The 14,252-nt window shown below is 61.8% G+C and carries 14 protein-coding genes and 1 riboswitch; of the genes, 13 read left to right on the forward strand and 1 reads right to left on the reverse strand.

The annotated features are described in order from the left end of the window. Positions 1-54: 54 nt before the first annotated feature. The 12 genes from F6V25_RS04375 (at position 55) to F6V25_RS04430 (ending at position 12,256) form a co-directional block, all read left to right on the forward strand. The gene (locus tag F6V25_RS04375) at positions 55-1,431 is read left to right on the forward strand and encodes a radical SAM protein (RefSeq protein ID WP_151127406.1); all 1,377 of its coding nucleotides are present in this window, start codon (positions 55-57) and stop codon (positions 1,429-1,431) included. Position 1,432: 1 nt separating this feature from the next. Continuing rightward, positions 1,433-2,350, forward strand: a complete 918-nt coding sequence (locus F6V25_RS04380; RefSeq protein ID WP_151127407.1) for a lysophospholipid acyltransferase family protein — start codon at positions 1,433-1,435, stop codon at positions 2,348-2,350. 47 nt (positions 2,351-2,397) lie between these two features. Next, complete coding sequence (locus F6V25_RS04385; RefSeq protein WP_151127408.1) at positions 2,398-2,655, forward strand: phosphopantetheine-binding protein; 258 nt, start codon at positions 2,398-2,400, stop codon at positions 2,653-2,655. Continuing rightward, positions 2,652-3,938 (forward strand): B12-binding domain-containing radical SAM protein, encoded by a 1,287-nt coding sequence (locus tag F6V25_RS04390; RefSeq protein ID WP_151127409.1) that lies wholly within the window; start codon positions 2,652-2,654, stop codon positions 3,936-3,938. The genes F6V25_RS04385 and F6V25_RS04390 overlap by 4 nt, the downstream gene beginning before the upstream one ends. Before the next feature lie 76 nt (positions 3,939-4,014). After that, on the forward strand, positions 4,015-5,343 hold the full coding sequence (locus tag F6V25_RS04395; RefSeq protein WP_151127653.1) for a B12-binding domain-containing radical SAM protein: 1,329 nt from the start codon (positions 4,015-4,017) through the stop codon (positions 5,341-5,343). Further along, positions 5,340-6,779, forward strand: coding sequence for a B12-binding domain-containing radical SAM protein (locus F6V25_RS04400; protein ID WP_151127410.1), 1,440 nt, complete (start codon positions 5,340-5,342; stop codon positions 6,777-6,779). Before F6V25_RS04395 ends, F6V25_RS04400 begins: the two co-directional genes overlap by 4 nt. Next, positions 6,776-7,612 (forward strand): ACP S-malonyltransferase, encoded by an 837-nt coding sequence (locus F6V25_RS04405; RefSeq protein WP_151127411.1) that lies wholly within the window; start codon positions 6,776-6,778, stop codon positions 7,610-7,612. Before F6V25_RS04400 ends, F6V25_RS04405 begins: the two co-directional genes overlap by 4 nt. Next, positions 7,609-8,031: an acyl-CoA thioesterase gene (locus F6V25_RS04410; RefSeq protein ID WP_151127412.1), complete on the forward strand. Its 423-nt coding sequence runs from the start codon at positions 7,609-7,611 to the stop codon at positions 8,029-8,031. The genes F6V25_RS04405 and F6V25_RS04410 overlap by 4 nt, the downstream gene beginning before the upstream one ends. Further along, complete coding sequence (locus F6V25_RS04415) at positions 8,028-9,407, forward strand: lipid biosynthesis B12-binding/radical SAM protein (protein ID WP_151127413.1); 1,380 nt, start codon at positions 8,028-8,030, stop codon at positions 9,405-9,407. Before F6V25_RS04410 ends, F6V25_RS04415 begins: the two co-directional genes overlap by 4 nt. 16 nt (positions 9,408-9,423) lie before the next feature. Further along, a complete protein-coding gene (locus tag F6V25_RS04420) occupies positions 9,424-10,611 on the forward strand; it encodes an MFS transporter (protein ID WP_246166956.1) in 1,188 nt (395 codons plus the stop codon). Between the two features lie 157 nt (positions 10,612-10,768). After that, on the forward strand, positions 10,769-11,755 hold the full coding sequence (locus F6V25_RS04425) for an aldo/keto reductase (protein ID WP_151127414.1): 987 nt from the start codon (positions 10,769-10,771) through the stop codon (positions 11,753-11,755). Positions 11,756-11,791: 36 nt separating this feature from the next. Beyond that, the gene (locus F6V25_RS04430) at positions 11,792-12,256 is read left to right on the forward strand and encodes a pyridoxamine 5'-phosphate oxidase family protein (protein ID WP_151127415.1); all 465 of its coding nucleotides are present in this window, start codon (positions 11,792-11,794) and stop codon (positions 12,254-12,256) included. Positions 12,257-12,390: 134 nt separating this feature from the next. Here F6V25_RS04430 and ribB read toward each other — a convergent pair whose 3' ends face one another. Then, positions 12,391-13,038, reverse strand: coding sequence for a 3,4-dihydroxy-2-butanone-4-phosphate synthase (ribB, locus tag F6V25_RS04435; protein WP_151127416.1), 648 nt, complete (start codon positions 13,036-13,038; stop codon positions 12,391-12,393). Positions 13,039-13,158: 120 nt separating this feature from the next. Next, a riboswitch (FMN riboswitch) is annotated at positions 13,159-13,310 on the reverse strand. A 195-nt stretch (positions 13,311-13,505) separates the two neighbouring features. Here ribB and fabG point away from each other — a divergent pair. Beyond that, complete coding sequence (fabG, locus tag F6V25_RS04440) at positions 13,506-14,246, forward strand: 3-oxoacyl-ACP reductase FabG (RefSeq protein ID WP_151127417.1); 741 nt, start codon at positions 13,506-13,508, stop codon at positions 14,244-14,246. The last annotated feature ends 6 nt before the right edge of the window (positions 14,247-14,252 follow it).

The raw sequence follows: 14,252 nt of genomic DNA on the forward strand, positions 1-14,252 counted from the left end.
GAAGAGAACACCGACGTACTAACCGAACTGATTCAGACGAGTGGAGTGGAAAGCATGATCCAGACACTGAAAAACTATACCAGGGAAAAAGTGCTCTCGTACCTCCTGTCCATGGCGACGAATTCATCGGATGAGACGCTGATCAAGATGACGCACCTGATGGAACTGATCCCCAAAAAAGATTACTACAAAGAGCGGATCCGCTGGATTCGCGGCCTGATCCGCGACAAACACCCCAGCATCGAGTTTCCCCGCCGCATCTTGCGCGATCTGCACCCCAACCAACGGGACAAGTGGATCAGCAACCTGGCCATCAATCACCTGCTGAACGGCACCAACAAGCGCAAGGAGTGGGCCGACCAAAACGGCTTCTATCCCCCCTCCACCGTGGTTATCAGCCCGACCATGCGCTGCAATCTCTCCTGCTACGGCTGCTATGCCGGCGATTACAAAAAATCCCTGGAACTCTCCCTGGACGAACTTGACTCGGTGCTGAACCAACTCAAGGAGATGGGAATCTATTTTGCGGTCATCTCCGGCGGCGAGCCATTCTACATGAAGGGCATCTTCGAGATCTTCAAGAAGCACAGCGATATGGCCTTTCTGGTCTTTACCCACGGCGGCCTGATCGATGAGCAGATGGTGGAGCGGTTGACCGAGGTGGGCAACGTCATGCCGGCTTTCTCGCTGGAGGGATATGAGCAGGAGACCGACGAACGCCGCGGGGCCGGGCATTTCAAAAAGGTTATGCGGGCCATGGACCTGCTGCGGGAGGGGGGGCTCTCCTTCTGCGGTTCGTTCACCCATTCCCGCAAGAACACTGACATCATCACCAATCCCCGTTACATCGACATGCTCCTGGATAAGGGGGTTTTTGCCATGTGGCTGTTCTCCTACGTGCCGGTGGGGCGCAAACCTGACACGGAGCTGATGCCGACCCCCGAGCAGCGCGATCTCCTGCGCCGAACGGTGATTGGTTACCGGGCCACCAAGCCGATGCTGTTCGTGGATTTCTGGAATGACGGCCCGATGATCTCCGGCTGTCTGGCCGGAGGGCGAAAATATTTCCACATCAATGCCAACGGCGATATCGAACCGTGCGTTTTCTGCCACTTTGCCGTGGATAACATCCGTCGCACGTCACTGCGCGATGCGCTGGCGTCGCCGCTGTTCCAGAAGATCCGTCAGAAACAGGGGGAGCACGATAACCTGCTGCGCCCCTGCATGCTGATCGATCACCCCGATGCAGGCCGGGAACTGTTCGCCTCGGAAGGAGCCTACGCCACCCACGAGGGAGCCGACGAGATCTTTACCGGCCTGGCGGACAGTATGGACGACTATTCCCGACGCTACGGCGAGATCGCCGATGAGGCGTGGGAGGCCGAATTCAAGGGGCACCCAGTCAAAAAGGGAAAGGTGTCGCGCACCTAAGATGGCCCTCTACAGCGGTATCAACCTGTTCCTTATCAATCTGTTTACCATTGTGGTGCCGCGCAGGCTGTTTCCTCCGGCCGCCTTTTGCTTCGTGATGTTTTTTTACCTCCTTCTTGGTAAGAAGCGCCGCGGCTTTCGGGCAAACATGCGCACCGTCACCGGACGCGCAAATGTGGAGCGGCTGGTGGTTTCAGCCTACTACAAATATGCACGCAACTGGTGCGATGTGATGCTGATGATGCGCCTCACCGGCCCCCGGTTGCAGGCCCTCATCGGCCGGCGCAGTACCCAGAAACCGTTGGATGACGCCCTGGCCGCGGGAACCGGCGCCATCCTGGTTTCGCCCCATTTCGGCAACTGGGAACTGGGCGGACTAGGACTAGCTGACCTGGGATACAAGGTCAACGTGCTCACCTTCCGGGAGCCTGACGAGAAGGTGAACGAACTGCGGGAGAAGGTGCGCGGCACGCGCGGTATCGGCTTTATTTACGTCGATCGCAACGATACCTCGCCACTTGCGATCATTGAGGCGGTCAACGCCCTGCGGCGCAACGAGGTCCTCTGCCTCCTGGGGGAGCGCGACGGCTCTTCCCACACCAGCATCATTGATTTTTTTGGAAAGCCGACCCCCTTCCCGGTGGGGGCCGCCTATCTTTCCCTGGCCAGCGGAGCGCCGGTCATCCCGGTCTTCGTACCGCTTGAGGGGGATCGATACGCCACGTTGATGGATGAACCGATCTATTTCAAAGGAGGCCACGGGGGGCATACCGAGGCGATTCGGAGCGGCATGGAACAACTGGCTGCGGTGTTCGAACGCTATATCGGACGGTATCCCGACCAGTGGTACAATTTCTTCGATTTCTGGGGCGAGGACCGCCCCACCGCGGAACCCCGCAAACGCAGGGAAGAACGCTGATAAAAATGCACGTATGAAACACTATAGAGTGGTGAGAGGACTTGTGAATGAGTGAAGAGTTTATTCCAAAAGTGAAACAGATGATCATTGAAAGCCTGCGCATCGAAGGGATGTCCCCCGACGAGATCGAGACCGACGCCCCCCTGTTCGGCGAAGGCCTGGGTCTCGACTCCATAGATGCTCTGCAACTGGTTGTGGCCATGGAAAAGGATTTCGGCGTGGTCGTGCCCGACGCGGCCACCGGCACGAAGGTGTTTGCCTCGGTGCGCAGCATGGCGGAGTACATCGCGGAACATAAAAAATGAAGGTGCTCTTCGTCTCGCCCGGCTGGGAAAAGGGGCGTCTGTGGGGGGAGTTGGCCTTCAAGTTTCCCACCCTGTCCCTGGCGTCGATTGCCGCCGTTACCCCACCGGAATGGGACGTCGCCTTCCTTGACGACAATTTCGAGACCATCGATTATTCCTGCACAGCCGACCTCATCGCCCTGACCGCCATGACCCCCCAGGCGCCACGCGCCTACGAGATCGCCGACGAATTCCGCCGCCGGGGGAAGACGGTGGTCATGGGGGGCTTCCATGCCAGCAACCTGCCGGACGAGGCACTCGGCCACGCGGATGCCGTGGTGGTGGGGGAAGGGGAACTGGTCTGGCCGCAGCTTCTGTCCGACTATCGCCAAGGGGACCTCAAACGCCTCTATCAGTCAGGCACCCAGATGGAGATGGCCGCCATTCCCCGCGCCCGCCGCGAGATCTTCACGGGTAAGCGCTATCTGCTCACCAACACCATCCAGACCACCCGCGGCTGCCCCTTTGACTGCGAGTTCTGCTCGGTGACCGCTTTCTACGGCCGCAAATACCGCAAACGACCGGTGGCAAACATCCTGCAAGAACTTGAGCAGCTCCGCAAAGCCAACTCGTTTCTCTTTTTTGTAGACGACAACATCGTCGCTGACCGGAAGTACGCCCTGGAACTGTTTGCCGGCATGAAGGGGATGGATTTCAAGTGGCTTTCCCATTCACCCATCGATTTTGCCGCCGACCGGGAGTTGATGAAGGCGGCGGGGGAATCTGGCTGCGTCGGGATGTTCGTGGGCTTCGAATCCCTGAATCAGGAGTCCCTGTCGGCCATGGGCAAGGTCACCAACCGGGCCCGCTCCTACTTGGAGGACGCCCAGGCCTTCCGCGACAATGGCATCGGCATCCTGGGCTCTTTTGTCATGGGGTACGATGGCGATACCCCGGCCATCTTCGAGCAGACGTTGCGCTTTTGCGAGGACGCCCGTCTCGAGGCGGCCATTTTTCCCATCCTGACCCCGTATCCCGGCACCAGCGTCCGTCGCCGCCTCGAGGCCGAAGGGCGCATCTTTTCCAACAACTGGCGCGACTACGATATGGAGCACGTTACCTTCCGGCCGCTCGGCATGAGCGCCGAACAGCTCCAGCAGGGGTACGAACAACTCTGTCGCTCATTCTACTCCTTTTCGTCCATGTACCGTCGTATCTTCAAACTCCACCGCTCGGTACAGGTCTTCGGACCGATGAATTTCGGTTTCCGCGCGGCTCTGAAGCGCAGGAAGGTGACGACATGACGCATCAGGCCGTTTGTTCTGCGGCAGGGGAGGGCGCCATGGTGCCGCCGTGCCACCCGGGGGCGGTATCGTTGTGATGACTACCGCTCCGAGACTGCTGTTGATCTATCCCGCCACCGAAAAATTGGGGTGGGTGCGCCGTTTTCAGCTCCCGTCCCTCTCCCTGAAGCAGGTCGCCGCGGCAACGCCGCCCGAGTGGGAGGTGCTGCTGGCCGACGAGATCCATGAAGACATCCCCTTTGACGGCCAATTCGACCTGGTAGGAATTACCGCCATGACCCATCAGGCGGTCCGGGCCTATGCGATCGCCGACCGTTTCAGGCAACGGGGTATTCCGGTGGTTTTGGGCGGCATCCATCCCACGGTGCTTCCCGAAGAGGCGTCACAGCATGCCGATGCGGTGGTGATCGGCGAGGCGGAACCGGTCTGGGCGCAACTCTTGAACGATCTGCGGGCCGGGCGCATGGCGCCGCGCTACCGCTCCATCCCACATGGTGATCTTCTGGAGATTCCCTGGTCGCGGCGCGACTTTCTGGCGGGCCGCACCTACCTTACGACCCAGACCATTCAGGCCAGCCGCGGCTGTCCCTACGACTGCCCGTTCTGCACGGTTACCCCCTATTTCGGCCGCACCTTCCGCTATCGCGACCCCGACGACATCCTGGCGGAATTGCGTACCTTTGATCGCAAGCTGACGGTATTTCTCGACGACAATATCCTGGGAGACCCGGAACGGGCAAAGCCGATCCTGCGCGGCATGGCCGGTCTCGGACTGCGCTGGGGCGGGCAGGCCAATCTCCGCTTTGCCGAAGACCCCGAACTGGTGAGCCTGTTGGCTCAATCCGGTTGCATCGGCATCTTTGTCGGCATCGAATCGGTCTCCGGGCCCCAGGCCAACCACCCCAAGACCGGCAGCAGATTCAGCCAGGCCGACCTGATCAAACGGGTGCGGGACACCGGCATCGTGCTGGAGGCCTCCATGATCTTCGGCTTCGATGACCACGACGAGAGCGTTTTCGAGACCACGGTCCGGTATCTGGAAGAGTGTGCGCCCAGTATCCCGACCTTTCACATCCTGACCCCCTATCCCGGCACGGCGCTGTTCGAGCAGTTCGACCGGGAGGGACGCATGCTGCATAAGGAATGGCAGCACTATGACCATAATCAGGTGGTCTTTCGTCCCAAACAGATGACTCCGGAGCAGTTGTACAAGGGGTGGCGGGCGGCGCGCCGTGAGGTCTACCGCTGGCCCTCGGTCCTCTCGCGGGTCATGCAGGGAAACGGCAAGCTCATCAATCTGGCGTACAATGTCTTGCGCCGGGGCGGCGTCTACGGGGACGATGAAGTCGTGTACCCCAAGGGCCCTGACGGCTCCCTTGGTCACAACCAAGGAATGAAGCCATGAACATCCTGTTGCTCCGCCCCCATCCCGGCAATGACCGCTTCGGGCTCGGCCCCTTCTTCCGGGTCGAGCCTCTGGGGCTCGAATACATCGCCGCCGCCCTGCTGGGTACAGGACACCATGTCACTATCGCCGATCTGCGTTTCCGGCCAGGTGCCGCAACCTGGGTACGCCGCACACGCCCACGCCTGGTGGGCATCAGTTGCCTCCACTCCCTGGAATTCGACCGGGTGCTTGAAACCGCCCGCGAAGTCCGGCTGGCCTCGCCGGAGGCCTTCATCGTGGTGGGAGGGCATGCCGCCGCGGCCTTCCCGGCGCCTTTGGAGCATGACCCGATTGACGCCATTATGGTTGACGACGGCGAAGAGGCGGTTGTGCGCCTGGCAGCCTGCCTGGAACAGGGGGGCGAACTTGCCCGGGTGCCGGCCTTGCGGCTCAAGACTGCCGATGGCTGGATCACGACCCCGCCCCTGGAGGAACGGACCCCGCTTGACGTGGTCCCCCTGCCTGCCCGCAACTTGGTGCAGCGGCATCGCAACGGGTATCACTGCCTGCTGTTCAAACCGGTCTGGCTGATCGAGACCGCCCGAGGCTGCCCGCATCGCTGCTCGTTCTGCTCGGTGTGGCAGCTTTACGGCCGCACCTGCCGGGAGCGTTCCATCACGGCGGTGGTGGAGGATTTTGCCACCTGCGGCGATGCTATCTTTGTGGCCGACGACCTGTTCTGGTATAATCCCGAGCGCAGCCTCGAACTGGCCGCCGCCCTCAAGCGCCGGGGAGTTTACAAACGCTGGATTCTGGTCCAGACCCGCACCGACCTGATCCGCCGCAGTGGCGAACTGATGGCCGCTTGGCGTCCCCTGGCCAAGGACTTCGACATTTTCCTGGGGTTGGAGGCGGCCAGCGACGACGGTCTGACCGGCCTGTCCAAGGATGCCGGCATCGGCGACAGCATCGAGGCGGTGCGAATCGCCCGGGAATTGCGCTACGGCATCAACGGCAACTTTCTGGTGGACCCGGATTGGGATGAGGCGCAGTTCCGGGAATTGTGGGCGTTTGTGGAACGCCACGGCCTGCAGCGGGCCGGTTTCACCATCCTGACCCCCCTGCCGGGGACCGACTACTACCAAAGCGAGTTGGCCCGCACCGCCGGGCAGCCGTGGGCCAACTTCGACATGCACCACCTGCTGTGGGAGCCGCGCCTGGGGGCAGAGCGCTTCTTCGAGCTGTACGCCGAGACCTGGCGCCGTTCGATCCTCAATACCGCCGGCAACAAGAGTCTCATGGACTGGGTCCGCCAGGTCCGCCCCTCCCAGATACCCTATATCATCCGGGTCCTGCTGCGCACCCAGCGCATGATGAAGCCGGCCGAATACCTGCGGGAACACCGCGCGAACCGCTGCCGGGCCCCGCAAATCCCCTGTGAAGGTAAAAAATGATCTGTTTCATGTTTCCCGGTCAACCCCTGGCCCACGATGCCATACTCCCCTGCGACGCCGATTTCAGCGCGGTCGCCGCGCTGGTCCGCGCCCATACCGGGCTGGACGTGGCTACCTTTACCTGGGCGGAGGGGACGCATACGGAACAGGTGGCCCTGCAGGTCTACGGGGTGGCTGTGAGTCTCTATCGCCAGCGCTGCCTGCGGCTGGAAGGGTTGAGACCGGCACTGACGGCCGAGCACAGCATGGGAATCTATGCCGCCCTGGCGGCCTGCGGCTCGGTCAGCGAAGGGGAGGCCCTGGAAATTGCCTTTCGGGTGGGGTCCTGCATGGAACAGCGCTTCCTGGGACGGGATTATGCCCTGGGATGCCTGGTGGGGCTTACGGCGGAGAAGCTGACGGTACTGGCCGCAGAAGGCGCGGTTTTTCTTGCCAATCACAACACGTCGCACCATTTTCTGCTGGCCGGTAGGCGTCATGATATGGAGGCCACCCTGAGCGAAGCGCTCACAGCGGGGGCCTTTTCGGCCAAGCTCTTCCCCTGCGACGCCCCGCTGCATACCCCGCTCCTGGCCGACGCGGAAGAGGAGTTGACGGCCATTTTCCGGGACTATCGCTACCGGGAACCGGCTATCCCACTCATGAACCACATTGATCAGGAGTTCCTCACCGCCGCCGAGATCCCCTCTTTCCTGATGCGGGAATTGACGGAAACGGTCCACTGGGAACAGACCTATCGCGCCCTGAAACGGTCCGGCGCCACCCGTTTCGTGGAAGTGGGGGCGGGGGATTCGCTCAAGAAATACAATCGTTGGATCGAGAGCAGGCTATGAACTACCACGAAACAGCCCTAACCGTGCGCTTCAACGAGGTGGACGCCTACCAGGTGGCCTGGCACGGGCATTACGTTGCCTGGATGGAGATCGGCCGCAGTGAACTGGCCGGCAGATTCGGGCTGGATGCCTTCCAGTTGGGGGCTCTCGGCTATCTTGGCCCGGTGGTCGCGCTGGAGATAAAGTACCTGCGTTCCGCCCGTTACAACGACGTGTTGACCGTCCGCACCACCTTGACACCGAGCGAGACGGCCACCCTGGTCTTTGAAAGCGTCATCCTGGACCCTGACGGCAAAAAACTGGCCACCGGCCTGACCCGCCATGCCCTGACCGACCTGAACGGCGTCCTGCAATTCCAGATGCCGCCTGCGGTTGCCGAGCGGGTCGAGCGGATGAAGGCCTGGCTGGAGGCGACATGAAGATTCTCCTGGTTTCGGCCAACCGCGAACATTCCCCCTATCCGGTGTTCCCCATCGGTCTCTCCTATCTGGCTGCCCCCCTGGCCACTGCCGGGCATGAACTTGCCGTGCTCGACCTCTGTTTCGAACAGGAGCCTGAAACGGCCTTGGAGGAACGGCTCGCCTCATTTTCGCCGGCCCTGGTGGTGGTATCCCTGCGTAACATCGATAATGTGACCTGGCCCGGTTGCCGTTCCTATCTGGCTGGGGTGCGGGAGGTGGTCTCCGTCTGCCGTAGGAGTGCCCGGGTCGTGGTGGGCGGTTCCGGTTTTTCCCTGATGCCCCGGGAGATCCTGGCCTATGTGGACGCCGATTATGGCGTGGTGGGCGAGGGGGAGGAGGTGCTGCCCCGGCTCGTGGAGTCGATCGGACAGGGCACCAGCACCTCCGGCCTGCCAGGGGTGCTGGTGCGGGGTGTTGATGAGTTCCTGCCGGCATTGCCGGTGGAGCGGATCGTTACCCCTGACCGGAACCTGTTTGATGTGGCGCGCTACCAGCGCCAGGGGGGCATGGCCAATGTGCAGACCAAGCGTGGCTGTCCCTTCGCCTGTATCTACTGCACCTATCCACTGTTGGAGGGGCGTCGGATGCGCCTGCGGCCGACCCAGGACATCATCGCCGAGGTACGCGCCCTGGTGGAGGACCACGGGGTCAGCTATATCTATTTTGTGGACGATATCTTCAACTACCCGACCGAGTTCGCCGAACAGCTCTGCCGGGCCATGACCGCGGAACGGCTGGCGATCAACTGGTCGGCCTTCATCAATCCGGCCTTCATGCCGCCCGGCCTGCTGGATGTCATGCTGGCCGCCGGGTGCGATGCCGTGGAGTACGGCACCGAATCCGGCTCACCGGCCATGCTGAAGAATCTGGGTAAGGCCTTCACGGTGGCTGACGTCCGTGAAGGTTCGCGTCTGTGCCGCGAGCGGCAGGTGGATTTCGCCCATTACATCCTTTTTGGCGGACCGGGTGAGACGCGGGACACTATCCTGGAAAGCTTCAGCCTGATGGACGAACTGGAACCGACCGCGATCATCGCCATGACCGGTATCCGTATCTTCCCCGGTACCCCGTTGCACCGGACCGCCCTGGCGGAAGGGGTCATCGATAGCGCCACCAACCTGCTGGAGCCGGTCTTCTACATCTCGCCGGCCGTCAGGGACGAGTTGACCGAACTGGTCACGTCAGAGGCGATCAAGCGCAAAAACTGGGTCGTGCCCGGCCTGGAGGTTAATATCAGCGACGCCATGCTGGAGGCCCTGCGCATGTTCCCGGTCAAGGGGCCGCTCTGGAAGCTGATGAAACGCCTGGGCAGAAGCCGTATCAGGCCGCTGTGATACCCCGTTGACTCCCGTGATTACTTCTTCCAAATCATCCAGACCCCGCATCGACCTGCGCCTGGCGGCGCTCCTCATCGGTATCACCCTCTCCACGGTGGATTCCAGCGCTCTCAACCTGGCGTTGCCGTCCCTGGCGGCCCATTTCCATAGCCACGCCGGCGACGTCCAGTGGGCCTCCACCCTCTATCTGGTCGGTTCGGCACTCGCCTTTCTGCCCCTGTCCGGTCTGGCCGGCAGGGTCGGTACGGTGCGGGTCTACCGCGCCTCGCTGATCAGTTTCAGCATGATCTCCTTCATTTTGGCGCTTTCCCCCAACCTGGCGGTATTGTATCTTCTGCGCTTTCTGCAAGGGGGGGCCGGAGCGGGCATCGTCGGCCTGGTGCCGGGCATGACCGCAGCCACCTTTCCCGAACGTCGCGGCTGGGCCCTGGGGATGGTGGCAGGTGCGGTCGCTGCCGGCACCATGATGGGGCCACCCCTGGGTGGTTTCATGGTGGACTGGTTCGGCTGGCGCAGCATCTTCTTCATCAATCTCCCTTTCGGGCTGGCGGCCTTTCTGCTCTCCGGCCGTCTGACCGAACTACGCGGCGTGGGGCTACGGGAAGGGCTGCGCCGCGCCATCCGCGCGCCCCGTTTCCTACTGGCACTCCTGGCCACGGTCTGTTTCTTTGCCCAATCCTTCGGCAGCAACCTGTTATGGCCCTTTTACCTGGAAGCGAGGGGCATGACCCCCAGTCGGGTCGGGCTCGCCATGCTGCTTCCCCCGGTGCTGCTGATGATCCTCGGCCCGCTGGCGGGGCGGCTCTCGGACCGTGTCGGCTACGAGCGGGTCAGTTGGCTCGGCAGCGCCGTGCTGGCCTTGGCCTCCTGGACCCAGGGCATCACCGGCCGGGTCGTGCCCGGTCTGGCCGGTATCGGCATCGGCCGGGCGTTGTTCCAGGCCGCCAACAATGCCGCCGTGCTCTCCCAGGCTCCACTCGAGACCGAAGCGGTCGCCTCAGGGCTGCTCTCCATGGCCCGGGTGGCCGGTCAAGGGGTGGGCAGCCTGCTGGCGGGGAGTATGTGGGGCGCGTTGGAGCATCATGGAGCGCGGCATGCCTTTCTGGTCTCCAATCTGGTTCTGGGCGCTATTGCGGTGCTGGCTGGTGTGCTGATCCTGTCGCGCAGGCGGGTAGGGACCATGGGGAGACATCCGGAATAGCCGTTGTATTTTTGCACGGGATAGCTTTCTGAACTCGCAGCTCTTGTGGCAGCTTGCCTGCGGCCCATTTCATCCTGCGTGAAGTTGCATTCCTTCGCAAAATTTCTTCTTACTAAATTTATTTGGCCCGTTCACTGACACCACAAGGAGATAGAGCATGGAACAGAGAACATTGGGAACGCAGGGATTGGTTGTCTCAGCCCAAGGGCTGGGGTGCATGGGGATGTCCGATTTCTATGGCCAGCGGGACGAGGCTGAAGCCATCGCCACCATCCACCGCGCCATGGAACTGGGCGTCACCCTGCTGGATACCTCCGACATGTATGGCCCGTTTACCAACGAGGAGCTGGTCGGCAGGGCGATCAAGGGGAAACGCAAGGCTGTGGTCGTGGCGACGAAATTCGGCATTGTCCGTACCGAGGACCCGAACTATCGCGGCGTATGCGGCCGGCCGGACTATGTGCGCTCGGCCTGCGACGCCTCTCTGAAACGACTGGACGTAGATCATATCGACCTCTACTATCAACACCGGGTGGACCCGGAGGTGCCGATAGAGGAGACCGTGGGTGCCATGGGCGATCTGGTGACCGCCGGCAAGGTCCGCTTCCTTGGCCTGTCCGAAGCCGGTCCGCTCACCATCCGCCGCGCCCACGCTGAGCATCCCGTCAGTGTGCTGCAAGGCGAATACTCGCTCTGGAGCCGTGACCCGGAGGACGAGGTGCTGCCGACCCTGCGGGAGTTGGGGATCGGCCTTGTGGCCTACAGTCCCCTGGGGCGCGGGTTCCTGACCGGACAGATCACCCGATTCGAGGACTTCGATGCCGATGATTACCGTCGCCTGTCCCCACGCTTTCAGGGTGAGAACTTCGACAAGAACCTGCACCTGGTGGAGCAGATCAAGGACATTGCTGCGCGCAAGGGGTGCACACCGGGGCAACTGGCCCTGGCCTGGGTGATGGCTCAGGGAAACGACATCGTGCCCATACCGGGGACCAAACGCAGAAAATACCTGGAAGAGAATGTGGCCGCCGCAGCGGTGACGATCAGCGCTGCCGAAATGGCGGAGATCGACAGGGTGCTCCCCAAGGGCGCGGCTGCCGGTGAGCGCTATCCGGCGGCCATGATGGCGATCATCAACCGGTAAGCCAGAGTAATCCCTACCTGTAAAGGAGTTGTTGACATGCACCATGAACTGCGCCGCAAAGAGCGGGCCCTTACGGAACCTGAGGCGAGGGAAATCCTGGAACGGGGCGAATACGGAATCCTTTCCACCTGTGACCCGGATGGCCAGCCGTATGGCATCCCGCTCAGCTACTGCTTCGAAAACGACGCCATCTACTTCCACTGCGCCGTGGAAGGGCACAAACTGAACAACATTGCCGCCGACAGCCGGGTGTCCTTCTGTGTGGTCGGTACAACCGAGGTCCTGCCCGACCAGTTTGCTACCAGGTACGAAAGCGTCGTTATCTCCGGCAGGGCGACGGAGGCCTTTGACGAGGAGAAACAACGAGCCTTGGAAGGGCTTCTGGCCAAGTATTCCGCCGAGTTTCGCTTGCCGGGGCTGGACTATATCGAGGCCATGCGGGAACTGACCAGGGTGTTCAGGGTCAGCATCGAAGATATCAGCGGCAAGGCGCGAAGATGATGGTACGACTCCAGACAACCGGGAAGTGACTCGATGTATCCCGTCGGTTGTTGATTCCGCATCTGTGCAGACGTAGTTTCCTGCACAGATGCGGAATCTTCCAAACTATCCCCGATTTATTGCCCCTGTGCCGTTCAGACGTGTCCGCCCTGCTGCCGATAGGCTACCAGGTCGGCGACGGTAACCACCGGAAGGCTATGCTGCTTTGCAAAGGAGATGATTTGAGGCATCCGGGCCATGGTGCCGTCCTCGTTGGTCAACTCGCACAGTACGCCGCACGGTTTGAGCCCGGCCAGGCGCATCAGGTCAACCGTTGCCTCGGTGTGCCCCCCACGTTCAAGTACGCCGCCGGGACGCGCCCGCAAGGGAAACACATGGCCGGGGCTGTTCAAATCCGAGGGGCGCGCCTGGTCGGCAATGGCGGCCTGGATGGTGGTCACCCGGTCTTGGGCGGAAACCCCGGTGGTCACGCCTTCCGCAGCCTCGATGGTGACCGTGAAGGCGGTCTGATAGCGGCTGGAATTCTCCGCCACCATCATCGGCAGGCTGAGCGATGCAACCTTTTCGGGCGTCAGGCAGAGGCACACAATCCCACTGCACTCCCGGATCATGAGCGCCATCTGGGCCGGGGTCAGGGACTCGGCGGCAAAGATGAGGTCACCCTCGTTTTCCCGTTCCGCATCATCGGTGACCAACACGCCGGCACCGGTCCGCAATGCGGTCAGGGCAGTTTCAACACGTTCAAAAGGGGTACCAAAAGAGACCAGCAGTTCCTGAGACATGATTCGACTCCTTCAACAAGGGGAATTGGTCTCAGGGCGGCAGGACGGCAGACGGGACATACCGGCGCGCACAAGAGTGCGGGGCGGTTGGATGTCGGTTACCAGTTGGGTGGGTCGCTGCCTTATCCTCTTTCATCCGGACTGTTACCGTCGGCCCTGGCATCTCACCAGATCTGCTGACCCTCCTCCCCGCAGGAAAGAAGCGCTCGCGGGCTCCCCGGAAAAACCGGGATACCGCCGGTGGGGAATTTCACCCCGCCCCGAGAATAAGTGAAATCACAATACAAGCGTACCGGCGGCGCTGTCAAGAGTCTTCATGCGGAAGCAATCCCCTCCGTCGGCGGAAAAACCATATGACGAAAGGAGTTGCATCTATGTGGATGAGCACAATTGATGTCAGTTCTGGACATGCTCCGGCGAAAACGTTAGAATGAAAACCTTGTAATCAGATGCTCACCGGGGTTTCGATGGAATTTAAAGACCATATCGTGGTGGTGACCGGCGGCACGCGCGGCATTGGCCGGGCCGTTTCGCTTCTGTTCGCCCGTCAGGGAGCACGCGTCTTTGCCGCCTACCTGAGCAACGACCAGGCGGCGGCGGCTCTGGTCGCGGAAGCACAGGGGCTGGCCGGCACGATCAGCGTGATCAAGGCCGACGTGGGCACGGCCGCAGGGGCTCAGGGGCTGATCGACGCAGCTTCGAGGGAGAACGGCCATATCGACGTACTGGTCAACAACGCCGGCATCATCCGCGACGGCTGGCTGGCCATGATGGCGGAGGAGGATTGGGATGCGGTCATGCGCACCAACCTTTCCCCCCTGTTCCACTGTTGCAAGTGGGGGGTGCGCAAGATGATGGCCCGCCGCAGCGGCAGCATCGTGACGGTATCCTCCATTTCCGCCCTGACCGGCACCGCCGGCCAGACCAATTACGCAGCCTCCAAGGGGGCCGCCATCAGTTTTACCAAATCCCTGGCCCGGGAGGTGGGGGGGATGGGCATCCGCGTCAACGCCGTCGTGGCCGGCCTGATTGCGACCGATATGACCGCCGGGCTGAAGCAGGATGTGGTGGAACGGATCGTCAAGGGCTCGGCCCTCGGCAGGATCGGCACCCCCGAGGAGGTCGCCGAAGCGGTTCTTTTCCTGGCCTCCCCGCGAGCCTCTTACATTACCGGCCAGATCTTGGTCGTGGATGGCGGCACGGTCTAGGGGCAG

Origin of the sequence: Oryzomonas japonica, assembly GCF_008802365.1 — a bacterium.
GTDB lineage: Bacteria > Desulfobacterota > Desulfuromonadia > Geobacterales > Pseudopelobacteraceae > Oryzomonas > Oryzomonas japonica.

Bases quoted from the DNA above. Each gene is read 5' to 3' on its own strand.
- F6V25_RS04385 (WP_151127408.1), top strand. From the start codon at position 2,398: ATGAGTGAAGAGTTTATTCCAAAAGTGAAACAGATGATCATTGAAAGC.
- F6V25_RS04380 (WP_151127407.1), top strand. From the start codon at position 1,433: ATGGCCCTCTACAGCGGTATCAACCTGTTCCTTATCAATCTGTTTACC.
- F6V25_RS04395 (WP_151127653.1), top strand. From the start codon at position 4,015: ATGACTACCGCTCCGAGACTGCTGTTGATCTATCCCGCCACCGAAAAA.
- F6V25_RS04425 (WP_151127414.1), top strand. From the start codon at position 10,769: ATGGAACAGAGAACATTGGGAACGCAGGGATTGGTTGTCTCAGCCCAA.
- fabG (WP_151127417.1), top strand. From the start codon at position 13,506: ATGGAATTTAAAGACCATATCGTGGTGGTGACCGGCGGCACGCGCGGC.
- F6V25_RS04390 (WP_151127409.1), top strand. From the start codon at position 2,652: ATGAAGGTGCTCTTCGTCTCGCCCGGCTGGGAAAAGGGGCGTCTGTGG.
- F6V25_RS04430 (WP_151127415.1), top strand. From the start codon at position 11,792: ATGCACCATGAACTGCGCCGCAAAGAGCGGGCCCTTACGGAACCTGAG.
- F6V25_RS04415 (WP_151127413.1), top strand. From the start codon at position 8,028: ATGAAGATTCTCCTGGTTTCGGCCAACCGCGAACATTCCCCCTATCCG.
- ribB (WP_151127416.1), bottom strand. From the start codon at position 13,038: ATGTCTCAGGAACTGCTGGTCTCTTTTGGTACCCCTTTTGAACGTGTT.
- F6V25_RS04375 (WP_151127406.1), top strand. From the start codon at position 55: ATGATCCAGACACTGAAAAACTATACCAGGGAAAAAGTGCTCTCGTAC.
- F6V25_RS04410 (WP_151127412.1), top strand. From the start codon at position 7,609: ATGAACTACCACGAAACAGCCCTAACCGTGCGCTTCAACGAGGTGGAC.
- F6V25_RS04405 (WP_151127411.1), top strand. From the start codon at position 6,776: ATGATCTGTTTCATGTTTCCCGGTCAACCCCTGGCCCACGATGCCATA.
- F6V25_RS04400 (WP_151127410.1), top strand. From the start codon at position 5,340: ATGAACATCCTGTTGCTCCGCCCCCATCCCGGCAATGACCGCTTCGGG.